The sequence below is a fragment of the Lactobacillus helsingborgensis genome, from assembly GCF_003173695.1.
Taxonomy (GTDB): domain Bacteria; phylum Bacillota; class Bacilli; order Lactobacillales; family Lactobacillaceae; genus Lactobacillus; species Lactobacillus helsingborgensis.
Map to the genome: position 1 here is coordinate 555,539 of NZ_CP029544.1, position 24,010 is coordinate 579,548.

At 36.6% G+C, this 24,010-nt stretch carries 24 protein-coding genes and 1 tRNA gene; 21 read left to right on the forward strand and 4 right to left on the reverse strand.

Features of this window, described 5'->3' with window-relative positions:
- Positions 1 to 78 precede the first annotated feature (78 nt).
- The 4 genes from DLD54_RS02790 to DLD54_RS02805 all read left to right on the forward strand — a co-directional run bounded on the left by DLD54_RS02790 (position 79) and on the right by DLD54_RS02805 (position 3,469).
- Complete coding sequence (locus tag DLD54_RS02790) at positions 79 to 786, forward strand: GH25 family lysozyme (protein WP_109918146.1); 708 nt, start codon at positions 79 to 81, stop codon at positions 784 to 786.
- Positions 783 to 2,018 carry a DEAD/DEAH box helicase gene (locus DLD54_RS02795; protein ID WP_109918147.1) on the forward strand — a complete coding sequence of 412 codons (1,236 nt, stop codon included), beginning with the start codon at positions 783 to 785 and terminating at the stop codon, positions 2,016 to 2,018. Before DLD54_RS02790 ends, DLD54_RS02795 begins: the two co-directional genes overlap by 4 nt.
- Entirely contained in the window at positions 2,015 to 3,343 is a 1,329-nt protein-coding gene (locus tag DLD54_RS02800; protein ID WP_046326867.1) for a PTS sugar transporter subunit IIC, read from the forward strand. Before DLD54_RS02795 ends, DLD54_RS02800 begins: the two co-directional genes overlap by 4 nt.
- A 53-nt stretch (positions 3,344 to 3,396) precedes the next feature.
- Positions 3,397 to 3,469 (forward strand) — tRNA-Arg (locus DLD54_RS02805).
- 116 nt (positions 3,470 to 3,585) lie between these two features.
- Here DLD54_RS02805 and DLD54_RS02810 read toward each other — a convergent pair.
- Complete coding sequence (locus tag DLD54_RS02810) at positions 3,586 to 4,269, reverse strand: GntR family transcriptional regulator (RefSeq protein WP_109918148.1); 684 nt, start codon at positions 4,267 to 4,269, stop codon at positions 3,586 to 3,588.
- Positions 4,270 to 4,486: 217 nt separating this feature from the next.
- Here DLD54_RS02810 and DLD54_RS02815 point away from each other — a divergent pair, with 217 nt between their 5' ends.
- The 4 genes from DLD54_RS02815 (at position 4,487) to DLD54_RS02830 (ending at position 9,777) form a co-directional block, all read left to right on the forward strand.
- The gene (locus tag DLD54_RS02815; RefSeq protein ID WP_109918149.1) at positions 4,487 to 6,133 is read left to right on the forward strand and encodes a mannitol dehydrogenase family protein; all 1,647 of its coding nucleotides are present in this window, start codon (positions 4,487 to 4,489) and stop codon (positions 6,131 to 6,133) included.
- A gap of 14 nt (positions 6,134 to 6,147) precedes the next feature.
- Entirely contained in the window at positions 6,148 to 7,227 is a 1,080-nt protein-coding gene (gene uxuA, locus DLD54_RS02820) for a mannonate dehydratase (RefSeq protein WP_109918150.1), read from the forward strand.
- Between the two features lie 18 nt (positions 7,228 to 7,245).
- Positions 7,246 to 8,265: a zinc-binding alcohol dehydrogenase family protein gene (locus DLD54_RS02825; RefSeq protein WP_109918151.1), complete on the forward strand. Its 1,020-nt coding sequence runs from the start codon at positions 7,246 to 7,248 to the stop codon at positions 8,263 to 8,265.
- Positions 8,266 to 8,331: 66 nt separating this feature from the next.
- Positions 8,332 to 9,777 (forward strand): MFS transporter, encoded by a 1,446-nt coding sequence (locus DLD54_RS02830; RefSeq protein WP_109918152.1) that lies wholly within the window; start codon positions 8,332 to 8,334, stop codon positions 9,775 to 9,777.
- A 197-nt stretch (positions 9,778 to 9,974) separates the two neighbouring features.
- On the opposite strand, the gene DLD54_RS02835 is transcribed toward DLD54_RS02830, so the two are convergent.
- Complete coding sequence (locus DLD54_RS02835) at positions 9,975 to 10,211, reverse strand: DUF2188 domain-containing protein (RefSeq protein ID WP_109918153.1); 237 nt, start codon at positions 10,209 to 10,211, stop codon at positions 9,975 to 9,977.
- Positions 10,212 to 10,517: 306 nt separating this feature from the next.
- On the opposite strand from DLD54_RS02835, the gene DLD54_RS02840 reads away from it, so the two are divergent.
- The 7 genes from DLD54_RS02840 to wecB all read left to right on the forward strand — a co-directional run bounded on the left by DLD54_RS02840 (position 10,518) and on the right by wecB (position 16,354).
- Positions 10,518 to 11,009 (forward strand): PTS sugar transporter subunit IIB, encoded by a 492-nt coding sequence (locus tag DLD54_RS02840; RefSeq protein WP_038521745.1) that lies wholly within the window; start codon positions 10,518 to 10,520, stop codon positions 11,007 to 11,009.
- 1 nt (position 11,010) lies between these two features.
- Entirely contained in the window at positions 11,011 to 11,811 is an 801-nt protein-coding gene (locus tag DLD54_RS02845) for a PTS mannose/fructose/sorbose/N-acetylgalactosamine transporter subunit IIC (protein ID WP_109918154.1), read from the forward strand.
- Entirely contained in the window at positions 11,804 to 12,598 is a 795-nt protein-coding gene (locus tag DLD54_RS02850) for a PTS system mannose/fructose/sorbose family transporter subunit IID (RefSeq protein WP_046326870.1), read from the forward strand. The genes DLD54_RS02845 and DLD54_RS02850 overlap by 8 nt, the downstream gene beginning before the upstream one ends.
- 28 nt (positions 12,599 to 12,626) lie before the next feature.
- A complete protein-coding gene (locus tag DLD54_RS02855) occupies positions 12,627 to 13,043 on the forward strand; it encodes a PTS sugar transporter subunit IIA (protein ID WP_046326871.1) in 417 nt (138 codons plus the stop codon).
- A gap of 28 nt (positions 13,044 to 13,071) precedes the next feature.
- Positions 13,072 to 13,956, forward strand: a complete 885-nt coding sequence (locus DLD54_RS02860) for a PRD domain-containing protein (RefSeq protein ID WP_046326872.1) — start codon at positions 13,072 to 13,074, stop codon at positions 13,954 to 13,956.
- On the forward strand, positions 13,946 to 14,821 hold the full coding sequence (locus DLD54_RS02865; protein ID WP_109918155.1) for a Nif3-like dinuclear metal center hexameric protein: 876 nt from the start codon (positions 13,946 to 13,948) through the stop codon (positions 14,819 to 14,821). The genes DLD54_RS02860 and DLD54_RS02865 overlap by 11 nt, the downstream gene beginning before the upstream one ends.
- A 390-nt stretch (positions 14,822 to 15,211) precedes the next feature.
- Positions 15,212 to 16,354, forward strand: coding sequence for a non-hydrolyzing UDP-N-acetylglucosamine 2-epimerase (wecB, locus tag DLD54_RS02875; RefSeq protein WP_109918157.1), 1,143 nt, complete (start codon positions 15,212 to 15,214; stop codon positions 16,352 to 16,354).
- Positions 16,355 to 16,505: 151 nt separating this feature from the next.
- Here the strand turns inward: wecB and DLD54_RS02880 are convergent, their stop codons facing one another.
- On the reverse strand, positions 16,506 to 17,033 hold the full coding sequence (locus DLD54_RS02880; protein ID WP_162542256.1) for a GtrA family protein: 528 nt from the start codon (positions 17,031 to 17,033) through the stop codon (positions 16,506 to 16,508).
- Positions 17,026 to 17,472, reverse strand: coding sequence for a flavodoxin (locus DLD54_RS02885; RefSeq protein ID WP_046326876.1), 447 nt, complete (start codon positions 17,470 to 17,472; stop codon positions 17,026 to 17,028). The genes DLD54_RS02880 and DLD54_RS02885 overlap by 8 nt, the downstream gene beginning before the upstream one ends.
- A gap of 136 nt (positions 17,473 to 17,608) precedes the next feature.
- Here DLD54_RS02885 and map point away from each other — a divergent pair, with 136 nt between their 5' ends.
- The 6 genes from map to DLD54_RS02915 all read left to right on the forward strand — a co-directional run bounded on the left by map (position 17,609) and on the right by DLD54_RS02915 (position 23,991).
- A complete protein-coding gene (map, locus tag DLD54_RS02890) occupies positions 17,609 to 18,436 on the forward strand; it encodes a type I methionyl aminopeptidase (protein ID WP_109918158.1) in 828 nt (275 codons plus the stop codon).
- 5 nt (positions 18,437 to 18,441) lie between these two features.
- Positions 18,442 to 19,359, forward strand: coding sequence for a YihY/virulence factor BrkB family protein (locus DLD54_RS02895; RefSeq protein WP_046326878.1), 918 nt, complete (start codon positions 18,442 to 18,444; stop codon positions 19,357 to 19,359).
- Positions 19,360 to 19,423: 64 nt separating this feature from the next.
- Positions 19,424 to 20,317 (forward strand): UTP--glucose-1-phosphate uridylyltransferase GalU, encoded by an 894-nt coding sequence (galU, locus tag DLD54_RS02900; protein WP_109918159.1) that lies wholly within the window; start codon positions 19,424 to 19,426, stop codon positions 20,315 to 20,317.
- Positions 20,318 to 20,467: 150 nt separating this feature from the next.
- Positions 20,468 to 21,616, forward strand: a complete 1,149-nt coding sequence (locus tag DLD54_RS02905; protein ID WP_038521777.1) for a thiolase family protein — start codon at positions 20,468 to 20,470, stop codon at positions 21,614 to 21,616.
- Between the two features lies 1 nt (position 21,617).
- Positions 21,618 to 22,844 (forward strand): hydroxymethylglutaryl-CoA reductase, degradative, encoded by a 1,227-nt coding sequence (locus DLD54_RS02910; protein ID WP_109918160.1) that lies wholly within the window; start codon positions 21,618 to 21,620, stop codon positions 22,842 to 22,844.
- Positions 22,828 to 23,991 (forward strand): hydroxymethylglutaryl-CoA synthase, encoded by a 1,164-nt coding sequence (locus DLD54_RS02915; RefSeq protein WP_109918161.1) that lies wholly within the window; start codon positions 22,828 to 22,830, stop codon positions 23,989 to 23,991. Before DLD54_RS02910 ends, DLD54_RS02915 begins: the two co-directional genes overlap by 17 nt.
- The last annotated feature ends 19 nt before the right edge of the window (positions 23,992 to 24,010 follow it).

Here is a 24,010-nt window from a genome sequence, read left to right on the forward strand (position 1 = left end):
ATGACAAATTGTAGTTACCAATTATAATTAAAATGTTGGTATAATGGACAAGTGTAGAAAAAACAAACGGAGAAAAAGTTGAAAAGGTTTCATCACAAATTCACATTACCAGCAATTTTAATACTACTGGCAGCTGCAATAGGTCTCCTTTTTGCTGGCATCAGCAACATGCGTAATCAAACAACTTTACCACCCAATGGGACTGCCAGTGCTATTGGTGTTGAGCTAAATCAGAGCTTTGGCTTTATTGATTTGCATGAACTGCAAGCAAACGGTGTTTCCTTTGTCTATTTGCGCGGGACTCAAGGAAGATCATATTTTGATGATGATTACTTAACTTACCGCGATCAAATTTTAGGAACTAAAATGGCTTTTGGCACCATTGTTGCCTACAGTAACGAATCAACCCCGTTGCAACATTATCAATTTTTTATGAAAAAGGTGGGCACAAATACAGGCAGTCTCCCAATCTGGATTGAACCTGCAATAGATGACTATGATTTGAACTACATTAAACAAATGGCTCAATTTGCCAGGATGTTGCAGCAACAAAATAAGCGGGTAATGGTGGATGTTGATATTAAATATAAAAAATATTTTGCCCATGATGTTCAATTTATTACAGGTGGCAGGAAAGCGCCCAACAAATTACAGTACTCTTTTTGGCGTTATACCAATAATGGGCGTGTAAAATCAGTGAGGAATTTTGAAAATGGGGTCACTATGCTTACTTATAACGGTACAGTGACGCAATATAAGGAAAAATACGGACAACTAACACAATAATGAAAAAAGAAATCCAAACAGTTTTAACAAATTTAAAAATGACTGAACCAACTTTAATTCAGGAGAAAACGCGTACCCCAATCTTAAATGGTGCAAGCTGTATTGCGCTAGCTAAAACCGGAACGGGAAAGACGCTTGCTTATGCTCTGCCGTCACTTGAAAAAGTTGCGCAGGGTAAACCAAATAGTTTAGTCATTATTGCTCCTACCACTGAATTAGCTGTGCAAATTCGTCACGCCATTAATCCCTTTATCCATGCCTTGAAGTTGACGGGAATCACACTTGTGGGTGCTGGCAATCGTCAACGTCAGGAAGATAATTTAAAAAAGAAGCACCCAGAAGTTGTGGTTGCAACTCCCGGCAGGTTTTTTGATTTCTTTTCGGCTGGTCGAATTAAGGTAGACCAGATCAAGACTTTGGTAATTGATGAAGCGGATGATGTTTTAGAGTTTAATAAAATGGAACTACTAAGTTCTTTAGGACAAAACATGACGCCCGATTCCCAGATTTTGCTTTTTGGTGCCACTGAGTCTGAAATAACCCAACAAGCACCTGAGATTTTTGCTCGTCAGTTTGAAAAAATTGATGTCAGACCGGATCAGGAAACAACTGTTAAAAATTATTTCTTACAAATAGATAATGCGCATAAAATTGACTTTATTCAGCGCTTACTTAGACTTGATGGTTTCAAAGGAATTTTATTTTTTGATTCCAATCAAACTATGATGCGGTTTGCCGGTATTTTGGCTCACACAAAAACCAAATTTGGCATACTGGCTAATGATTTTGGCAAGCAAAAAAGAGCAGCAGCTCTCAATGACTTTAAAGTTGGAAAAATCAAACTGCTTTTAGCAACAGATTTAGCTGCTCGGGGTTTGGATATTGCGGGTGTCACTTACGTGGTAAACTATGATATTCCTAGTGAAGAAAACACCTATTTGCACCGTGCTGGTCGGACTGGCAGAATGGGGGCCACGGGTTATGTTGTGACTCTAGGTGACGACCATGATTTGCGCGATTTAAGAAAATTGTTGGGTACCAAAATAAAAATTGCGCGCGTGTATTTTGCTGGTTTTCGTTTAACAGAAAAATTACCACAGAAAAAAGCTCAAAAGAATGAGTCGGCGAATAAAAAAGCGGCTTTAATAACGAAAAAGAAAAAGCATAAAAAACACAAAAACAAGAATAAGGGTTATCATCCCCATTATTTAAAGAAAAAGGAGCAAAAATGAGTCGATTAGTTACTTGGCTGGAAGACTATATTTTGCCTTTAGCAAATAAATTAGGACAAACCCACTGGCTCGTGGCTTTACGGGATGCGTTTATTTCTGTAATGCCAATAACTATCGCCGGTTCAGTTGCGGTACTCTTAAGAAGCCTGATTGCAGCTGCCAAAAGCGAATTGGGCTGGCATACTTTTGCCTGGGCCATGCAGCCGCTGGTTTTGGTTTGTAACGTAGTTTGGCGGGGAACTTTTGCTTTATTTGCGCTTTTCTTAGCCATGTCTTTGGGATACCATTTAGCCAAAAGTATGGAGGTGGATCCGATAGCGGGGGCAATTGTTTCATTGTCATCTTTGGCAATGAGCATTGCTAATTTTACTAAATTAAAAGTTAACGGCAAACTTGTCCCGATACATAAAGTATTTAATATTTCGCAGTTTTCAACTACAGGAATTTTTACGGCAATTGTGTTTGGCACGATTGGTGTTGCTATTTTTGCAATTTGCTTTAGAGCCCGCATTAGGCTGCATCTTTCCGCTAATTTGCCCTATGCCGAACAAATGGCTTTTGATTCTCTTGTCCCCGCGGTTATTGCAATCTTTTTTGTAGGTATGATCAATTTTGTGTTTCAAACCATCACTGGTACCTTTTTTGGTAATTGGCTGCTTAATTCAATCCAAAAACCGTTGGTAAAACTAGGACAGGGCTTTGGCATGGTAATGCTGGTGACACTACTGGTACAAATATTCAGCTTCTTTGGCTTTAATGGTCTGAGCGTGTGGGCACCATTACTGGATTCAATTTGGCTAACCGCCCAGAATGTCAATGTAACCGCTGCTCGCGAAGGCACGGTAATGCCATTTATTTGGGTTCGCGGCTCTTTTGATGCTTTCGCTTGGTTCGGCGGAGCAGGTGGCACATTAATGCTGATTGTTGCTATCTTGCTTTTTTCAAAAAGAAGCGATTATCGGACAATTGCTAAAGTTGCTTTGGCACCAGGAATTTTTAACATTAATGAACCAATCGTGTTTGGTCTGCCCGTAGTATTAAATCCCGTTTACTTCATACCTTTTGTACTTGCCCCAATGGTCAATGTCGCATTTTCTTATGGCGTAAGTATGATGAATTTGGTTAATCCGGTGCAAGTAGCAGTGCCGGCAATTGTGCCACCTATTATTGGTCCTTTTCTGGCATGTAATTATGATTGGCGCGCAATTGTATTGGCGGTAATAAATATGCTAATAGCTTTAGCGATATGGACTCCCTTTGTTTTCGCTGCAGATAAAATTGCTGAGTCGAATAATCCGCAACCATATTTTACCCGTCAATATTAATTACTAAAAAAGTTGGCTTTTACCAGCTAAATTTGGTAAAGTTAATCTGTTGCGACCCTGTAGTTTATCTGGATAGAACAATGGTCTCCTAAACCGTAGAGGTGAGTTCGAATCTCACCGGGGTCATATAATATACGTTCTAAATTGTTGCCATCCACCGCTTCATTTCATGACTTAATATTTAAATAAAAATAAAATGCTTTTAATAGTTTTACTTTAGCAATTACTATTAAAAGCATTTTTTATATGTCTTTATTAATAAAATATTCGGGAAACTTATCTATAACAGTTTTTTCTTCTTCGAGAGCTAAGTTTAAATGATGTTTTGTACAATCTTGGACACGAGAAGTTTCATGATCTAAAACGGCCTTTAATATATCCTGATGATCATTAATTAATCTTTCCCAAGAAAGTTGTTCTACATTCAAGCTTAAAAACCTGTATCTATCGAATTGAACGTTTATTGTCTGAATCCAATTCCAAATTTTCGAATGATTAGTTAATTCATAAAAAGTATGATGAAACTCATTATCTAAGTCTAAAAATAGATTAAAATCTTTGATAATCATTGACTTATATTGGTTTTGCAAATTGATTTCTAACAATAATTTTTGTGAATCTGAAATTTTTTTAATAGCGGCTTCTTTCATAACTTGTTGTTCAATACTGGTTCTTACAAATCTTGCATCTAAAACCGACTTTAAATCAATTTTGGAAATATAGGTCCCAGACTGTGGAATTACTTCTATTAGTTGTTCTTGTTTCAACCGTAATAGTGCTTCTCTAATTGGTGTTCTACCAATTTTCAGGTCAGATTCAATTGCTTTTTCAGATATTTTGCTCCCAGGTTTATAAATTGTTTTAATTATTTTTTGTGAGATACGATCATAAGCCTGATCTGTTAAATTGCTTTGCGATTTTATCATCTAAAAAATTTATATCCTTTCTCAAGTTGAAGTTTAAAAAATAAAACCTATTTAGAATATTAGTATATCACTATTAATGAACGAATATTGCCACGGAAAATGAGCAATCAGCTAAAAACTTTTAAAAAAATCTTGCTTTTAAATTGTCAAGCGCTTACAATTATGTTTGTAAAATACTAAAATACTAATATATCAGTTTAAGTGAAAGGAAAAATAAATGGTTAAATTAGCTGATGACTATCAAACACCGGACAATAAGTTTGTTAAGCTAGGTATTAAAATACCTAATTTTAATCAAGAAAAAGTGAAATTGGCTACAAAAAAACACCCAGTGTGGGTTCATTTCGGTGGCGGAAATTTATTTCGTGCTTTTCATGCAGTAATTGCTCAGGAATTACTTAATAAAAATGAAATGAAGAGTGGCATTATCGTTGCGGAAACCTATGATGAAGAAATTATCAGAAACGTATACAAAAAAGATAATGACAGACATTTGAGTGTAGTTATGAATGCTGATAACACGCTTGATAAAGAGTTAATTGCAAGTGTAGCCGAATCTATTTACTACAATAAAGATAATAAAGAGGGTTGGCAAAAACTAGCTTTAATTTTCGAACAACCTTCCTTACAATTAGTTACTTTTTCTTTTACTGAAAAGGGCTATAAGTTAGATGATGGCAAAGGAAATCTTACGAAAGCGGCTCAAAGAGATATGGCAAGCAACCCAGATGAAGCTTCTACTAACATGGCTGCCATTGCTCGTTTGCTTTATAAACGTTATTTAGCTGGACAATACCCTATTGCTATGGTGTCAACAGATAATTTTTCTCAAAATGGTTTGGAACTTCAAAAGGAAATTATCAAAATTGCTCATGGCTGGGTAGCTAATAAAGTGGTAGAGCCTGAATTCCTTGATTATCTTTCAAATAAAAATAAAGTTTCTTTTCCCTGGACAATGATTGATCGTATTACTCCAAACCCGTCATTCACTGTAGCAGGTGAACTAAAGGAACAAGGCTTTGAAGATAGTAATATTATTCATACAAAAAAAGGAACGAATATAGCCTCTTTTACTAACACTGAAGAAACACATTATTTGGTAATTGAAGATGATTTTCCAAATGGTCGTCCCAAGTTAGAGGATGCTGGTGTAATAATGACTGATCGAGAAACTGTTAACGATGCCGATCAAATGAAAGTCACAGCATGCTTAAATCCTCTGCACACTGCTTTAGCTATTTTGGGTTGTTTACTAGGCTATGATTCAATAGCCACAGAAGTTAGGGATCCGGACCTCAAAAACTTTATTATCAACTTAGGATATGGTGAAGATCTTCCTGTAGTTAAAGATCCTAAAATTATTAATCCTCGTCAGTTTATTAATGAGTTAATAACTAAACGTTTACCTAATAAAAATATTCCAGATACTCCACAACGTATAGCAAGTGATACTTCACAAAAAATACCGATTAGGTATGGGGTTACAATCCAGAAGTACATTGATTCTGCTGAACTTGATCCTCAAAAACTGATTTTTATTCCTTTTGTTTTGTCCGCATGGTGTAGGTATTTGATGGCTGTTAATGATAATGGTGAACCGTTTAGTCCTAGTCCTGATCCTCTTTACTCGGAACTACATCAGCAAGTTGCGCGTGTGAAATTAGATCAAAATAACAGAGTAAATGTTCATAAAGTTTTGCAACCAATTTTAAGTAATGAGGAAATTTTTGGCAATAACTTATACGAAACGAGATTAGGATCAATTGTTGAAAAGGACTTTGAAAAGTTAATCAAAGGCAAAAAAGCTGTCAGAACAGAATTGCATAATTTGGTTGAAAATCACTCATACGATTTGGAAGTTTAGATAGAGGCAGCATGATGAAAAAAATGGGTTTTCGTTGGTATGGGCCTAATGATCCAATTACTTTGAACAATATTCGGCAAATTCCAGATACAAAGCAAATTGTAGGAGCTTTGTGGGATGTTCCAGTTGGAGAAGTATGGCCTGAAACAGAAATTAAGGAAATGAAAGAGCAAGTTGAAAAAGCTGGCTTAAAATTAGAGGTAATCGAGTCAGTTAATGTTCATGATGACATAAAAATTGGTTTACCTACGCGAGATCAATACATTGAGAACTATATCAAAACTATTCGTAATTTAGCAAAATATGGTATTAGGGTAATCTGTTATAACTTTATGGCAGTATTTGATTGGATGAGAACAGATTTACGTTATCAGTTACCAGATGGCTCAAAAGCCATGAGGTTTCAGCACAAATATTTTAAGGGTAAATCTCCTGAACAAGTTGTGAGTGATGTCGAAAAAGCTTCAGATGGCTTCACAATGGCAGGTTGGGAACCAGAAAGGCTTGCACAAATAAAACAGCTGTTTAAAAAATATGAGGGTATTGATGAGGAAAGGTTAACTCAAAATTTAAAATATTTTTTACAAGCCATTATACCCGTATGTGAAGAGTGCGACGTCAGAATGGCTATGCACCCAGATGATCCCCCTTTTTCAATTATGGGGTTGCCTCGTATATATAAAAATGCGGAAGATATGCGAAAAATAATGTCATTATACGATTCGAAATATAATTCATTTACAATTTGTGCAGGCAGTTTGGGTGAAGATAGAAACAATGATGTACCGGCAATCATGCGTGAATTTGTGAAAAAAGATCGCGTAGCATTTGTTCATTTGAGAAATATTAAATTCGAAAATGATGAAGGAGACTTCCATGAAACAAATCAATCTTCCAGTCAAGGTTCGCTTGATATGTATAAAATTGTAAAAGCACTTTATGACTGCCATTATGATGGTTACGTTCGTCCAGATCATGGTAGAGATATTTGGGGAGAAAGAGGTGTCCCAGGCTATGGACTTTATGACCGTGCCCTAGGTATTAATTATTTACACGGACTATGGGAAGCAATTGATAAGGATAATCAAAAATAATCTGATAAGGAGGAAATTATGTTAGCAGTACGCGTTTATGGAAAAGAAGATTTAAGAATAGTTGAAGTTCCTAAGCCAAAGATTGAAAAGTCAACAGATATTATTGTAAAGGTAAAAGCCGTTGGTATATGTGGTAGTGATAAAGCTATCTATAATGGTTCTAATCCTTTTGTTGAACTACCTAGAGTGATGGGACATGAATTTGTGGGCGAAGTATCAGAAATTGGTGAAAAAGTAAGAAATTTCGCACTTGGCGATCATGTTGTTATTGAACCAATTAGTTATGACGGTACCTGTTATGCTTGTCGCCAACATATGCCAAATGCGTGCGCAAATTTAAAAGTTTTAGGAGTACACCAAGATGGCGGAATGCAGGAGTATATTAAAGTTCCTGCTATTCAATTGCACCATATTAGTAAAGAAGTTCCCTGGACTACAGCAGTGCTATCCGAACCGTATACTATTGCTGGCAACGCAACAACTCGCGGCAAAGTTGGATTAAGTAAGACAGTTGTTATTCAAGGAGCTGGCACAATCGGTCAGTTGTCGTTAAGGGTTGCCAAAGCTAAAGGTGCAAAAGTTTTGATCTCTGATGTTGCACAAGAAAAACTAGATTTTGCTAAGGAAAATGGTGCAGATGCCATTGTAAATATTAAAAAAGATAATTTACTAGAAAAGGTAAAAGAATGGACAAAAGGTGAAATGGCTAACGTGGTTATTGATGCCGTAGGAGCACCTGCAACTTTCAAGGATTGCCTTGATATAGCCGGTGTAGCTGGAAGAATTGTTCCAATGGGTTTTTCAAACGCTCCGGTAACTATAACTCAGCAACCAATTATGCAAAAGCAATTGACCATTTGTGGCTCTAGACACCAAACTTTTCAATTTGAACCGATTATTCATGCTATTGAAGATAATAAGTTAGTTGATGATGGCATGGTTAATCAGAAATTTAACATTAAAGATGTGCAACAAGCAATGGATCTAATGGATAATGATCCCGATAAGGCAAGAAAAATTGTACTTCTATTTGCTTAAATGTTTGGCATCTGGTCTTAAATTATTTTGCAGTCGATGTAAGCGCTATCTAAAGAAAGGAAAAATATGAATAATGACAAAAAAGATGTAACTATAGATAATAAGGAAATCATTAAAGTTACTGCCAGTGGATGGCTAGGAACTGCAATGGAATTTATGGATTTCCAGCTCTATTCGTTAGCTGCGGCGATCGTATTTAATGAAATATTTTTTAATAATGAAGATCCTTCAATGGCATTAATTATGGCAATGGGTACTTATGGAGCAGGATATTGTGCTAGATTGATTGGTGCTTGGTTTTTTGGAAGGCTGGGAGACAAAATTGGTCGTAGAGATGTGTTATTTTTTACCATAGCATTAATGGGGATAGCATCAACTGGTATAGGTTTCCTTCCTACTTATGCACAAGTTGGAATCTGGGCACCTCTTGGATTAGTCATTTTGAGAATAATTCAAGGTTTTGGGGCAGGAGCAGAAATTAGCGGTGCAGGTATTATGACCGTTGAATTTGCTAAAAGAAAGAATAGGGGTTTTGTAGGTAGTTTTGTCTGTTTAGGTACATCAACGGGAACTTTAATTGCTAATGGAATTTGGACTATTATTCTTACACAATGCAATCATACACAACTCTTATCCTGGGGCTGGAGAATACCATTTTTCGCTTCTTTTATAGTTATGATAGCAGCCATTCTTATTCGACTTTTTATTAAAGAAAGTCCGGTTATGGCTCAAAAGAAAAAGGAACTCGCTCGTTTGCGTGAAGACATGGCAAAAAGTGAAGGCGTTGGTATCGGTGGTAAGGAACTCAATGAAAAGGTAGCTTATAAAAAAATATCACAAAAAAATCGCCGCGCTTCAATTAAAAATTTTGTATTAGCGGGTGGACTAAGATTTGGTCAAGCAGGCAATAGTGGATTGATGCAAACGTATCTTGCAGCTTTTCTTGTTACTTATCTGTCAGTTGCTCGTACAGTTCCAACTAACGCAAATATGATAGCCTCTATTATTTCATTTTTCACTATCCCACTTGTTGGCTGGCTTGGTGATAAATTTGGTAGAAGAACTATGTATCTGGTTTTATCTGGCGCAATGGCACTTTTTGCAATACCAATGATGCTAATGATCAGTACTAAAAATACGACTTTAATTACTATTGCAATAATTGTTGGTCTAAATATAGGAGTACAAGGCTTGTTTTCATTAGAAAACATTATGATACCTGAGCTTTTTGGTTCACTTCATAGAATGACATTTTCTTCTTTAGCTAAAGAAATTGCAGGATTATTTGCGACCGGATTTGGTCCAGTAATAGCGGCTTCTTTAGTAAGTATGGCTATGGGTAGTTGGTGGCCACTAGCTTTAATGATGATTTTCTTTTCTGCTTGTACCTTTTTAAGTGCCTGGTTAGCACCAAATACTAATGATCGTGATTTAAATGATTTATATGATCCGGTGATAACCAAACATGGTAAAAAGCGTCATTTTAATGAAATAGAAGAAGCTAATTCATAAAGTTAAACTTTAATTGATCGTAATCAAAAAGTCCGATTATCAAACTAATAATCAGACTTTTATAAGAAAATTTTGTAAAAAATAAAATATGAATAAAATTTGTGTTTTAAAATTAGAAAGATAAAAAATAATTATAATGCCAGTTTTTTAGTAATGATACCTACAAAATAGTTTAATACAGGATGTATTAATACATTCTATCCTTTAGTTTTGGGACTATCGTGACCGTATGAATTTTTTAAATTAATACGGCCATTTCTTTTTTGACTGATTAATTCTGTCTTTTCTTTTTTGGCTAAACCTTTAGCGTATTCAAGAGCGTCTTCCTTGCGATCAAAAAGTTTAGAAATTTTATCACTATCCGCAATTTTCACTGCCCATTGGTCACCGTGTGTTGTAACCCACACGTTTTTGGTAACTTCTTCTTTACTCATTATTTATTCACCTCTTTTCATGCTAATTATACAGCTAGTTGTACTATAAAGTGAAAGGATACACATTTAATAAATAATAATATATCAAAAAGCGATTCATAATCTCGCATACTGCAGAACTGTTTACTAATTAAAACGCTTACTTGACAGTAGGCAAAAATAAGGTTATTATGCACTTAAATCAGGATTGTAATCGCATACTTTTATAGTAATGTGAGCAAAACCAAAATAATTGCAACTTTGTTGCGCTTATTTTGGTTTTTTTTATGCCCTAATTTAATTATTAGTTTTAGGAGGAATAAATGAATGGTAGTTGTAGGTACAAGAATAGACAATAGATTATTGCACGGAATTGTAGCGACTTCATGGGCCCCACAATCTGGCGCAACAAGAGTAATGGTAATTGACGACGAAACTGCATCAAGTCCAGTTTTAAAAGACGCGATGAAACTTGGTCGTCCAGCAGGAATGGCGGTTTCTGTAATTACTGCAGCAACTGCTTTGGCAAATTTCAAGCGTAATAAATACGATCACCAAAAAGTATTTATTTTAGCTAAAACGCCAAATATTTTTCTCGAACTGAGAAAAAATGGGGTTTTGTTTAATGAATTAATTTTAGGAGGAACCCTGACCTATGAAAATTCTGTCCGCATAACGAACAGAGCATACGTTAAGAAAGAAGACATTCCTGTTTATAGTGAACTGGCTCAATTAGGAGTGACGATTAAATCTATGTATACCACGAAAGATAATCCTATTGATGTCATGGCTGTTTTAAAGGAAAAAGGGGAAATATAAAATGGGACTAACAATTAAAGAAGTTATCTTAATATCATTACTCGCCTATGTTTATTCTTTAGATAGGCACAGCACGCAAATTGCCGGAAAAATCACGATATTATACGGTGCACTGGCTGGCTTAATTCTAGGCGATTTTAAACAGGGACTTGAGATTGGTGCCACGTTGCAATTAATGTCACTAGGAGTGGCAAATTTAGGTGGTGCATCAATGCCTGATTATCCTACTGCTGCGATTATTTCAGCTACGATCGCTATCACTTCGGGCAAAGGGATGGCAGCAGGAATGGCAATTGGCTTGCCCGTGGGCATGTTAGGTATGAACTTTGACGTTTTAATCAAGCTGATTAATTCAGCAATCGCTAAAAGAGCTCAAAATTTTGCCCATAAAAAACAGTTTGGCAAGATGACGAGAACTATTCCACTTGCTACCATAATCTATCCGCTAGAATCAACAATACCAGTTTTCATTGCGATTGTTTTTGGTAAATCAGTAGTTCAAGCGATTTTAAATTTCATGCCTCAATGGTTTACCGTTGGGCTAAATGTAGCAGGAGGGATGCTGCCAGCAGTTGGTTTTGCTATGCTGCTGGTTTACATGCCATTAAAAAAATATGGTTATTGGCTAATCGTGGGCTTTGTCGCTACAGCTTATTTAAAAATGCCAGTTTTAGGAGTCGCACTATTAGGTGCAGCTGCAGCTATACATCTTTACTTAAGTCTTTCAAGTAAGAATAAAGTAGTGGTTAATACCCATAATAATGTAGGTAATTTATCAGAGGAGGATATGGAAGATGAGTGATCATAAACTGACCAAAAAGGATATTTTGAGAACCGCTTTAAGGCATTATTTAGGAGTTACAACTTTTAATTATGACACAGGAATTGCTCCGACAATTGTTTGGGAATTGTTTCCGGCTTTAAGAAAAATATACGCCAATGATGATGATTTAGTTTTATCTTTAGATAATCATTTCAGATACTACAATTGTAATCCATGGCTATCTCCTTTAATCACCGGTGCAACTTTAGCAATGGAAGAAAAAGATGGCGTCAAGTCTATTGAAGCAGTTCAGAACCTGAAAACAGGATTAATGGGTCCGTTATCCGGCATTGGTGACACTATTATTTGGGTGATGATGCCGACCATATTTGGTGCTATTGCAGGCTCAATGGGTAAAAAAGGCAACCCCCTGGGTATGTGGCTATTCCTAGCTGTTTTTCTCATTTGCTTTTTCTTAAGACCCTACCTTTATTTTGTGGGTTACCAAACGGGAACAAATCTTATTGCGAAATTAGGTCAGAAGCTTGATGCTTTTACAGACGCGGTTTCGGTATTGGGTATCATGGTTATAGGATCGATAGTATCGTCAACTGTTAACGTACAAACGGGCTGGGCTTTTCAGACTGGTGGGGTCAAAATTACATTGCAGAGCATTCTTGACCAAATCTGTCCGTCTCTTTTACCCGCAATCTTAGTGGCTGTTCTCTATTATATGTTGAAAAAGAAGGTTAAAATGGCAACCTTAATTTTAGCAGTTATTGTAATAGCCATGTTGGGAGCTGCCATCGGGCTTTTTAAAGCCTAAATAAAGTATAAAAGTGGAGAAATTGATTTTGGTAAAAATAATTATTGTCACTCACAAAACTTTGGCTCAGGGATTTAAAGATTCCCTCAACTTTTTTACAGGACTTGATAAGCAAATTGTCGCCATCTGTGCTTATGAAAATAGTAACCAATTTCCGGAAAAAGAATTGGCTGCAGAAATAAGCAAAGTGAAGTCAAACGAAAAGTGTCTTATTTTAACTGATTTATTGGGCGGTAGCGTTAACCAGAATGCCGCTAAATACATCAAGGAAAATATTTTTTTAATCACAGGAATTAATTTAATTGTTGCTATTCAATTGGCACTGCTACCTGCAGACAAATTAACATCTGACAGCATTATGCAGGTTGTACAAGATGCCAGGAAACAAATAGTTTTTGTAAATGATTACTTAAAAAATAAAAAAAGTGACTTCGAAGATGAATAGCAAATCAGGCCTTTTGTGGAGTAATTAAATGATCATTGTGAAAGTTTTTAATAATAATATTGTTTTAGTTAAAAACAAAAAAACCGCTAAAGAAAGTATTCTTTGGGGCAAAGGAGTTGGTTTTCAGAAAAAAGCTGGACAAAAAATTGTCATGAACAAAAACGATGCGATTTTTGTTAAAGAAGCAGAATCAGATTGGTCTAGATCGTTTCTCTCACTAAGTGAAGAAATACCCCTCAAATACTTCGAAGTGGCCAAAAAAATAGTTCAAGATGCTAGTGCAAATATGCAAGCCACTTTTAACCCGTTTTTACTGATTTCTTTAGCAGATCACATCTTCTTTACCATTAAACGGGCAAAAGAAAAAAATGGGGAAACTGAATTACCAATTAGTGAAATAAAAGAAGACTACTATAAAGAATTTAAGCAAGCGCAACTAGCCAAAAATTACATTGAGCAGGAATTTGATGTTGCTCTGCCTGAAAGCGAAGCTGGTTTTTTAGCCATCCATTTTGTAGAGAATGAAAAAGAATCAGTAAAAAATTACGATGATAGTAAGCAAATTAAAAATCGTGCTACTAATGACATTTTAGAGATTATTGCAGAAAATTTGCACCTTGATATGACTGATGAAAAAGTCAATTTTCGGCGTTTAAAAACTCATTTAAAGTTTTTACTAACCAGAATTCAGAATAAGGAATTTTTTAGAGATAGTAAGGAAGATAAAAAACTTTACCAGCAAATAATAAAGAATTATCCGGAACTATTAGACTGCGAACAGGCAATTAGTGACTATTTAGCAGAAACCTTTAATTATCACCTTAGCAAATCGGAGCAAATATATTTGATTATGCATCTCAGGCAAATAGTGAAACAAAAAGATACTCAGAAAGAAGCAGAAAATGAAGATTAAAGAAGTTATCGATAAAATGATAAATTATCATTCCGGTCAAAAACTTGGTTCGGATATGAAACGGGATCAGATTTTGTTTGGCAATGAATTTAGCAATAAAGAATGCACCGGCATTGTGACTACTACCTGGGCTAATATCGACGTGATTAAAGCAGCAATTAAACGGGGCGCAAATTTGATTATCTCTCATGAGGCCTTGTTTTGGAACCACGGCGATCATACTGATTGGCTGACGTCTAATAAAAATAAAACTTTTGCTCTGAAAAAGCAGCTGCTGGAAGACAATCAGATTGTAGTTTGGCGTGATCATGACCACATTCATTTTGGTGGCATTCCCGTTAAAGACCAATACTTCGATGGTATTTTTTATGGCTTTGCCCAAGAAATGGGCTGGGCTGAATATGCGACAGGAGGTGTAAAGGGAACGGCTGGATATTTAAGAGCTAAGTATCGTGAATATCAAATTCCGCAAACGACAGTTGCTAGTGTAGCCCAGAAATTAATGGCAAAAGGAGATTTGAATGGCTGCAAGATTTTTGGTGACCCTATGACGCCGGTAAGTAAAGTGCTGATACCGACACATAATTTAGGGGATGCTAAAGAATTAATCACCAAAATTGATCAGGAAAATTTTGACTTAGTTTTAGGACTTGAAGTGATAGACTTCACGTTAAGTGAGTACATTAGGGATAGTAATATGTTAGGACTTAACAAAGCATTGTTGACGGTCGGTCATTTTAATTTGGAAGAGTTTGGGGTTAAGTATATGATGAATTATTTGCCACAGATTTTTGCTAATCAAATACCATGCAGTTTTGTTAAAGCGGGAGATAGTTATAACTATCTTTTAAATAAAAATAAATAAGATCATTCATACTTTTTTGATTATCCAACAAATCGTAACACTTGTTTGTGTTACGATTTTCGTTTAATTACTCAAGTTTTTTACACAATACTAACTTAGAAATATTATCCTAATGGTGAATACCAAATTTTCATTACTAAAAGGCCAATGATAAGAAAAAGAATTAAGGCAATTGCTAACAAAATTTTTCTTTGTTTTGGCGTTCTTTTTGAGTCGCAACTAAAGACTAGACAAAAACTGGCAACAACAATCAATAAACCAGTGATTAACAATAAGGTAAAACTATAATTCATTTTTTCACCAACTTTTGCTTAAGAATAAAAATTAAGAAAATAATAACTTGTCTTTTTGTGAATATTTTATTAATATGGTAATGATGTGGAGGACTTTATGAGTAGAATTAAAGTAATGACGGTTTTTGGAACCAGACCAGAAGCAATTAAGATGGCTCCTTTAGTGCAAAAACTAAAAAAAGATGAACGTTTTACAGAAGTCACAGTAGTAACTGCCCAGCACCGAGAGATGTTGGACCAGGTACTTAACATTTTTAAAATTAAACCTGATTATGACTTTAACATTATGAAGAAAAACCAAACCTTGGAAGGTGTCACAACTAAGGTATTGCTTGATATGGTTAAAGTATTAAAGGAAGTTAAGCCTGACATTGTCTTGGTTCATGGGGATACTACTACCAGTTTTGCAGCAGGGTTAGCCAGCTTTTATCTTCAATGCCCACTCGGTCATGTTGAAGCAGGCCTTAGAACATGGCATAAATACTCACCATTTCCTGAAGAAATGAACCGGCAAATGACTGATGATTTGGCTGATCTTTATTTTGCACCTACTAAAGTAAGTAAGCAAAACTTATTAACAGAAAATCATAACGCAGAGAATATTTTTGTAACTGGCAATACAGCTATTGATGCTCTATCAGAAACTGTCCAAGCAAATTATCATCATGAAGTTTTGGATCTAATTAAACCAGAAAGTAAAATCATTTTGGTGACAATGCACCGTCGGGAAAATCAAGGCGAACCAATGAGACGGGTATTTAAAGTTATGAAACAAGTTGTTGATAGCCACGATAATGTTGAAATGATTTATCCCGTCCATCTTTCTCCACGAGTACAAAAGGTCGCCCATGAAATCTTTGGTGATGATCCCAGAATTCATTTAATTGCGCCACTAGATGTAGTAGATTTTCATAATTTGGCTAAGCTCAGCTACTTTATTATGACTGATTCCGGCGGCGTTCAAGAAGAAGCTCCAGCTTTAAACAAACCTGTCTTGGTTTTACGTGATACCACGGAAAGACCAGAAGGCGTTGAAGCAGGGACGCTTAAGTTGGTCGGAACGCAAGTTGATGCCGTTAAAGCGGCGATGGTTGAACTACTTGATAATAAAAAGGTTTATGATCAGATGGCCAGTGCGAAAAATCCTTATGGTGATGGGCACGCGTCAGAGAGAATTATGGATGATATTGCGTATTATTTTGCTAAAAATAAAGGACAACGTCCAGAAGACTTTGAATAAACTACTTAAATTTGATATTAAAGCTGCTAGTTTTGAGCTTTTTTGTTTCTTTGGGCGTTAATCAAGCAATTATCAAAAAATATGATTGCTCCCACAAGTGGAGACTTACTATAAAAATAGATAATTTAAAAAGGTGATAACTTACAAGTTATCACCTTTTGTTTTTGCGCGCTTTAATTTTTTCTTTTGCCCTCTTAATTATCGTTGTTTCTTGTGCTTGAAACACGGATCTAGTAGTCAGGTAATTGAAAATACCTACTAAAACTTGATCAACAATTTTCACGAATAGGGCGTCTAAGTGCAGCCAAGACAAACCAACCAGCATGATTAAACTGTCAGGAATAAGACTAATAATTCTGTAGGTAAAGAAGACAATTAATTTTTGCCAAGTTGAATGTTCCTCATCTACGTTGTTAATAAAAACGGCTTTTTGATTAAATACGAACGAAGCCAAGTTTGAAATAATAAAGGCAATAGTATTAGAAACTAGCACCACACTATGCCACCACTTATGCAGTACCATAAACACTACTGTATTGATTAGAGCTGCAATAAAGCCAAAAACCATGTAAACAAATAGATTACGGTGTCTTTTAACCAGATTGTTGGCTAGGCGATGGATTTTAGGATCTGATACCGAGTTAAATTTTCTAGAATCCATTTTTTTATTCTTAACCATTTAGTTGCTCAGCCATTTCCTTAGCTGCGTTGTCAATAAGGTCGAGGTCGTCATCGCCAGGGGCATTTTCAATTGTTACAGGCTTAGTGACTTCTTTAGCGCCCACTTCTTTGAACATTTTTTCAAAATCAAAAACATTTTCGCAAAAATGATCGTTATATACTCTGTCGCCACTGCCCATAACAGCAAAGAACTTGCCGCTCAAATCTAATTCTTTTAATTGATCATAAAAATCAGCAATTTCATCAGTCATTTGTCCTTCACCATAAGTATAGGTGACGAAAATGCACAGATCAGTTGTTAAATAATCACTAGCATCGGTAAATTCAGCTTCACTGGTTTCAACATCAAAACCATAATCTTGTAAATCTTCATCTAATATATCTGCTATATCAGCATCATTACCGGTCATACTTGCGTAGACAATTCTAGCCTTCATTTTGTTCATACCTTTCACAAAAACTGATTCACCAAAACATTATACCCAATTTTGCTGCTTTTATGAAATTCTTTAGTAAACTTTTAAAAAACGCTATAATGTAATCAAACATCATTTTACAGAGGGGAAATTAAATTTGATTACAATTAAATCCGTTAGAGAACTCAAGGGTATGCAGGCATCAGGTCGATTATTAGCTTCAATGTTTGAAGGCTTGCGTGATGTAATTAAACCGGGAATTACAACTTGGACAATTGAAGAGTTTTGTCAAGATTTTGTTAAAAGCCGGGGAGGTCGACTTTCAGAACAAGGCTTTGAAGGTTATAAATACGGCACTTGTATTTCTGTTAATGATCAGATTGCGCATGCAACACCGCGAAAAGACTTCGTTTTAAAAGAAGGCGATCTGGTAAAAGTTGACGTTACTTGCAACCTTAATGGTTATGAAACAGATTCATGTACCACTTATCCAGTAGGCAAAATTTCTAAGGCAGACCAGGATTTAATGGATACCACAAAAAAGGCTATGTATTTAGGAATTGATCAGGCAGTTTTAGGAAACCGCATTGGTGACATTGGGGCTGCTATTCAGCATTTTGTAGAAGATGAACACCATTATGGTGATGTGAAAGAGCTGGTAGGTCACGGTATTCAACCAAGCATTCACGAAGATCCTGAGGTACCTCATTGGGGCAAAGCCGGACATGGCCTGCGCTTACGTGAAGGAATGACTATCACTTGTGAACCAATGGTTGAAGCTGGTGGCGACTGGCGAATTGTAGAAAAAAGCGTACCAGATCCTAAAGATGACTGGGTGTTTTATGCTACACCTGATGGTTCAAAATCCGCTCAATTTGAACATACTTTTGCCATTACTAAAGACGGACCTAAGATTTTAACTTTGCAAAAACCCTACGATGGTTACGAAAAATATCTACCTCATTTTGACGAAATGGATGACTAAGGTGCATGGGAAGAAAAGCTGAGGCAATCAAAAAACGGTCATTTTTATTTTATAAAACTGTCTCCTTAAAATTTACTCAAGGTGAAGTTTTAACCAGTGCAATTGCGATTGCTTATTATGTCTTGTTTTCGATTTTTCCATTAATCATTATAATCGGGAACGTTTTACCGTTATTTCATATTGATACTGACCCAATTGCCAGTTATTTAAAATTAATTTTTCCAGATAAGATTGCCAAATTTATCATGCCAATAATAAATTCTTTACTTAAGAGTAAGTCTACTGGCTATATTTCTTTTGGTATTGTTTTGGCATTGTGGTCCGTATCTTCTTTGGTTAACGCAATTCGAATTGGTATGAACCGTGTTTATGGCGTACGTGCAGTTGAATTAAAACAAAAATGGCAAATTACTGTTTGGACAAGATCAATCACTATTATGCTGACTAATTTAATGATTATCGTTTTTGCTTTGCTTAGTTTGACGCTCATCTTTGGTCAGCAGGTACTGGAATTTTTAAAACCTATTTTTTCTTTTTCAGTTGGGGAAATTGAAAAAATATTTAGTTATCGCTATCCCGTCATCATAATTACGATGATTGGCGCGCTATATTATTTAAATTACTTTTTGCCTAATATTAGGCTGAAAAAGAAAGTTATTTGGCCGGGTGTATTTACCACCTTATTCGGCTGGATTATTTTGTCTTGGCTTTTTGGCTTCTACCTGCATCATTTTCGCATTAGCTGGGAAAACTATGGCATTATTGGTACATTTATCATATTTATGCTTTGGCTCAATATTTCGTCGATTGTATTCCTGTTAGGTACTTGCGTTAATTCAGCTATTGTGACGCTTAATTATGGTGGCGTCCATTATTCTGTAGGCCGACTTGCTGAATATATTCAAAGAAAGCGCCACCGGTAAAAATTGGCACAATGGAAAATATTTTGGTATATTAGGTTTGTGATTTATAGAAAGTGTACAGGTAATGAAAGTAAGGAAAGCAATTATTCCGGCAGCAGGACTGGGTACAAGGTTTATGCCGGTAACCAAGTCAATGCCTAAGGAAATGTTGCCAATTGTTGACAAACCTACAATTCAATTTATTGTCGAAGAAGCCAAGAAATCTGGTATTGAAGACATTTTAATTGTCACCGGTAAAAATAAACGGTCAATTGAAGATCATTTTGATTCAAATCCAGAACTTGAACAAAATTTACAAGAAAAGGGCAAAACGGGACTGCTAAAAATGTCTCAAGACATTACGCACTTGGGCATTAATATTTACTATACCCGCCAACCTTATCCGGCAGGTTTAGGAGATGCAATTGCGCGCGGACGCAGTTTTGTCGGAGATGAGCCATTTGTCGTCATGCTCGGCGATGATTTGATGATGGATAAAGTGCCGTTAACTAAGCAGCTAATTGATCGCTATAATGAAACTCATGCTTCTACAATTGCTGTCATGTCGGTGCCTCACAAAGAAGTTTCTAAATATGGCATTATTAAGCCTGAAAATGAAATTATGCCCGGTTTGATTAACGTTAAGTCTTTTGTAGAAAAGCCGGCTGTTGATAAGGCACCAAGTGATTTTGCCATTATCGGACGCTATCTTTTAACACCAGAGATTTTTCCGATTTTAGCTGAACAAAAACCTGATAAGGGTGGAGAAATTCAGTTGACAGATGCAATTGATACTATGAACAAAACTCAGCGTGTTTTTGCCCATGTCTTCAATGGCGTACGCCATGATGTTGGTAACAAGGAAAACTATTTGGAAACCTCAATTGAATACGGCTTAAAGCATCCTGAAACAAAAGATGCTTTGCGCAAATATATTATCAATTTGGGTAAAAAATTGGAAAAGCAAGGTAAAGAATAATAAATAGTTGAATTTTGCAACTTTGGAAACCATTAATTAATGGTTTCTTTTTTTGTATAAAATTTTTCTTAATGTGGCGCTTTTTACTGTCTTTGAGCAATAAATTTTTGTATCATGCACGTTGAAACTTTTTGCTAGGGGATAGGTAAAATGAAAGATATTTATATTGTTGCAGCTAAAAGGACTCCTTTTGGTCGGTATCGCGGCTTGTGGGCAGAAAAAAGCGCTGTCGATTTGGGCGAATTAGCACTATCAGCAACTTTAACAAGCATTGATTTAGCAGCTGAAAAACTTGATGCGCTATTTATGGGCAATGTTTTAGGAGCTGGTTTAGGTCAAAATATGGCTCGGCAAATTGCTTTAAATGTTGGGATGAGTGAAAAGAGCAGCAGCGTTACCATCAATGAAGTTTGCGGTTCAAGCCTGAAAGCACTCCGCGTGGCTCAAGGACAAATGGAGTTAGGTGACTTTGACTTAGTGGCTGTGGGCGGCGCAGAAAGTATGACTAATGCGACTTATTTGGCAAAAGATAAAGCAAAGCCCCAGTTTCAGAGCGAAATGCTCCAAAATGGTCTAACTGATGCTTTTTCCGGTTCACACATGGGATTAACTGCCGAAAATGTGGCCGCAAAGTATGGTATTAGTCGCTTAGAAATGGATCAATATAGTGCAAAGTCGCATCACAAAGCAGCAGAAATTGTCCAACAGGATTTTTTTAAAGACGAAATAATTGCTGTAAAAACTAACGGAAAATTTGTCCAGCAGGATGAAACAATCCGTCCAGATACTAATTTAGATGCGCTAAGCAAACTAAAGCCTGTTTTTAAAGAAAATGGTTTAATCACTGCCGGTAATTCTTCTCCATTAAGTGACGGTGCCAGTATGATTATTTTGGCGACAGGCGAGAAAGTCCAAGAATTAAACTTAAAACCACTTGCGCGACTAGGCTCATTTGCTGAATCAGGTACTGATCCCGCATACATGGGCATGGCGCCTTATTTTGCAGTCAAAAAATTATTGCAAAAAACAAATAACACGCTAGATGATTACGATGCAATTGAAGTTAATGAAGCTTTTGCTGCTCCAAGTGTTGCTCTAGCTAAGCAGCTGGAAATTCCAGAGGCCAAGCTAAATATTTTTGGTGGCGCTATTGCTTTAGGGCACCCACTGGCTGCCACAGGTACTCGCTTAGTGGGGACAGCAATCAATATCATGAATCACATCAATGGTCGCAAAGCGCTAGTTACCCTTTGTATCGGTGGCGGACAGGCAATCGCATGTGAAGTTGAGAGATGTTAAAATGAAATTTTATGAATTACCACCTGCTAAAAGACGGGAATTGCTTAAGCAGCAGGGAATTGAACTGGATGAGATTGACACCGAAGTGCTGGACGAACTTAATTTGTTAAGTGAAAACGTGGTAGGACAATTGCGTTTGCCGATTGGCATTGTGCAAAATCTCCGTGTTAATGGTCAAAACTATCAAGTTCCTATGGCCACTGAAGAACCATCAGTAGTGGCTGCGGCCAATCATGGTGCGAGTATTGCAGCAAAAGCTGGAGGTTTTACAGCGGAAAGTCACCGTGACGGCATTTGGGGTCAAATCATACTGCAAGTTAGTGAAAATTTTCAGGCGGCTAAATTGCAGGCTTTTTTCCCAGAACTTATTAAGCTGACTAATAATAAATTTGCCAGTTTAGTCAACCACGGTGGCGGTGTGAAAACTATCACTGCAAAACAAGAAGCAGAACTGCTTTTTTTAAAAGTCCTAGTCGATCCAGCTGAAGCTATGGGGGCAAACAAGGTAAATTCTATTTTAGAGTACATGGCGGCTAAGCTGGCTGCTTGTCCTGGTATTGAGCAAAAATTATTTGCTATTTTATCTAATTATCCCAGCCAAATAACTAAAGTTAAAGTTGAGGTGCCTATTGCAATAATTGGCGGCAGAAAAACAGCTCAAAAAATCGCTTTGCTAAGTAAAATTGGTCAAACTGACCCCATGAGAGCTGTTACCAATAACAAGGGGATTATGAATGGCATTGATGCAGTCTTACTAGCAACCGGTAATGATACCAGGGCTGTAGCAGCAGCTTGTGGAGTCTGGTCAAGTAGCAGCGGCTCATATACCAGCCTGAGTGAATGGATTGTGCAAGAAGACAAATTGATAGGTCAGGCCAGCGTTCCTTTACCAATTGGCACCGTTGGCGGCTCAATCAATTCCAGAAAAGATATCAAGCAAAGTTATCGCATTTTGGGTAAAAATATTACCAGCAATCAACTAGCGGATATTATCGCTGCGATTGGTTTAGCTAATAACTTGGCGGCTTTATTGGCAATCGCCACTCAAGGTATTCAAAAAGGACACATGAAATTGCAAGCCAGGAATATTGTTGCCAGCCTTAAAGCAACCTCCCAAGAGCAAAAAGCAGTTTTGCAAAAGCTGGTCAGCTCTAAAAAATACAGTCAAGCAGCTGCGCGAGAATTTTTACAAGAAGTTAGAAAGGAAAACAATGCAAGTCGGAATTGATCAAATTGGTTTTTATACTCCAAATAAATATGTTGATATGGTGGATTTGGCGCACGCGCGCAATGAGGATCCCAATAAATTTTTGATCGGGATTGGACAAAGAAAAATGAGTGTGGCTGATCAAACTCAAGATGCCGTGTCAATGGGAATAAACGCAACTTTGAGATATTTAGATCAGGTTGAACTCGAAAAAGTCGGGCTATTGATAGTGGGAACAGAAAGCGGGGTTGATCAATCTAAATCAGCTTCACTTTTTATTAAATCAGCTTTAAACTTGCCTGCAAATGTGAGAACTTTCGAAGTAAAAGAAGCATGTTTTGGTATGACCGCTGGCATAATGATTGCTCGTGATTATGTGCGCTTGCACCCAAACCACAGCGCAATTGTTATTGGAGCAGATATTGCACGGTATGGTGTTAACACCGGTGGCGAGGTCACTCAGGGTGCAGGTAGTATAAGCATCCTGATCAAGGCTGATCCCCAAATTATAACCTTGAATGATGGTCATAGTGCTTATAGCGCAGATATTAACGATTTTTGGCGCCCCAATAATTCTCCGGTGGCGCTGGTTGATGGTAAATATTCCAAAAACGTCTATTTGGACTTCTTTAAACATACTTACACTGCATATCAAACTCAAACAGGTAGCAAAACCAGTGATTTTACAGCGCTACTTTATCATTTGCCTTTTGTGAAAATGGGTTTCAAGGCAAACCAGTTGGCAATTGAGAAAGAAGATGAGGAAACTAAAAAGCGTCTAGCGGATAATTTTACTGCAAGTACTTGTTATAGTAAGAAAATTGGTAATATCTATACTGCATCTTTATACCTAAGTCTTCTGAGTTTATTGGAAAATGCACAGTTGTCAGAAAACGCCAAAATTGGCTTGTTTTCTTATGGTTCCGGTGCAATGGGAGAGTTTTACTCTGGGCAAATTGTTAGCAATTATGAACAAGCTTTGCATAAGACTGCAGATCAAACAATGATTGCGCGAAGACAAAAATTAAGTATTCCGGAATATGAACAAATTTTTAATCAAGCTTTGCAAGTCCCAGAAGATGGTTTGGAACTTGCAAGTGATGAACAGAGCGGCATGTGGTATTTTGCCGGTACTGAAAATCACGTCCGGCAATATCGGCAAAAATAGTTCAAGCAAAAAATGCTGC

What these genes read in the sequence shown, in the direction of transcription:
- DLD54_RS02800 (WP_046326867.1), top strand. Translation starts at nt 2,015, where the DNA reads ATGAGTCGATTAGTTACTTGGCTGGAAGACTATATTTTGCCTTTAGCA.
- DLD54_RS02810 (WP_109918148.1), bottom strand. Translation starts at nt 4,269, where the DNA reads ATGATAAAATCGCAAAGCAATTTAACAGATCAGGCTTATGATCGTATC.
- DLD54_RS02815 (WP_109918149.1), top strand. Translation starts at nt 4,487, where the DNA reads ATGGTTAAATTAGCTGATGACTATCAAACACCGGACAATAAGTTTGTT.
- uxuA (WP_109918150.1), top strand. Translation starts at nt 6,148, where the DNA reads ATGAAAAAAATGGGTTTTCGTTGGTATGGGCCTAATGATCCAATTACT.
- DLD54_RS02825 (WP_109918151.1), top strand. Translation starts at nt 7,246, where the DNA reads ATGTTAGCAGTACGCGTTTATGGAAAAGAAGATTTAAGAATAGTTGAA.
- DLD54_RS02830 (WP_109918152.1), top strand. Translation starts at nt 8,332, where the DNA reads ATGAATAATGACAAAAAAGATGTAACTATAGATAATAAGGAAATCATT.
- DLD54_RS02835 (WP_109918153.1), bottom strand. Translation starts at nt 10,211, where the DNA reads ATGAGTAAAGAAGAAGTTACCAAAAACGTGTGGGTTACAACACACGGT.
- DLD54_RS02840 (WP_038521745.1), top strand. Translation starts at nt 10,518, where the DNA reads ATGGTAGTTGTAGGTACAAGAATAGACAATAGATTATTGCACGGAATT.
- DLD54_RS02845 (WP_109918154.1), top strand. Translation starts at nt 11,011, where the DNA reads ATGGGACTAACAATTAAAGAAGTTATCTTAATATCATTACTCGCCTAT.
- DLD54_RS02850 (WP_046326870.1), top strand. Translation starts at nt 11,804, where the DNA reads ATGAGTGATCATAAACTGACCAAAAAGGATATTTTGAGAACCGCTTTA.
- DLD54_RS02860 (WP_046326872.1), top strand. Translation starts at nt 13,072, where the DNA reads ATGATCATTGTGAAAGTTTTTAATAATAATATTGTTTTAGTTAAAAAC.
- DLD54_RS02865 (WP_109918155.1), top strand. Translation starts at nt 13,946, where the DNA reads ATGAAGATTAAAGAAGTTATCGATAAAATGATAAATTATCATTCCGGT.
- wecB (WP_109918157.1), top strand. Translation starts at nt 15,212, where the DNA reads ATGAGTAGAATTAAAGTAATGACGGTTTTTGGAACCAGACCAGAAGCA.
- DLD54_RS02880 (WP_162542256.1), bottom strand. Translation starts at nt 17,033, where the DNA reads ATGGTTAAGAATAAAAAAATGGATTCTAGAAAATTTAACTCGGTATCA.
- DLD54_RS02885 (WP_046326876.1), bottom strand. Translation starts at nt 17,472, where the DNA reads ATGAAGGCTAGAATTGTCTACGCAAGTATGACCGGTAATGATGCTGAT.
- DLD54_RS02895 (WP_046326878.1), top strand. Translation starts at nt 18,442, where the DNA reads ATGGGAAGAAAAGCTGAGGCAATCAAAAAACGGTCATTTTTATTTTAT.
- galU (WP_109918159.1), top strand. Translation starts at nt 19,424, where the DNA reads ATGAAAGTAAGGAAAGCAATTATTCCGGCAGCAGGACTGGGTACAAGG.
- DLD54_RS02905 (WP_038521777.1), top strand. Translation starts at nt 20,468, where the DNA reads ATGAAAGATATTTATATTGTTGCAGCTAAAAGGACTCCTTTTGGTCGG.
- DLD54_RS02910 (WP_109918160.1), top strand. Translation starts at nt 21,618, where the DNA reads ATGAAATTTTATGAATTACCACCTGCTAAAAGACGGGAATTGCTTAAG.
- DLD54_RS02915 (WP_109918161.1), top strand. Translation starts at nt 22,828, where the DNA reads ATGCAAGTCGGAATTGATCAAATTGGTTTTTATACTCCAAATAAATAT.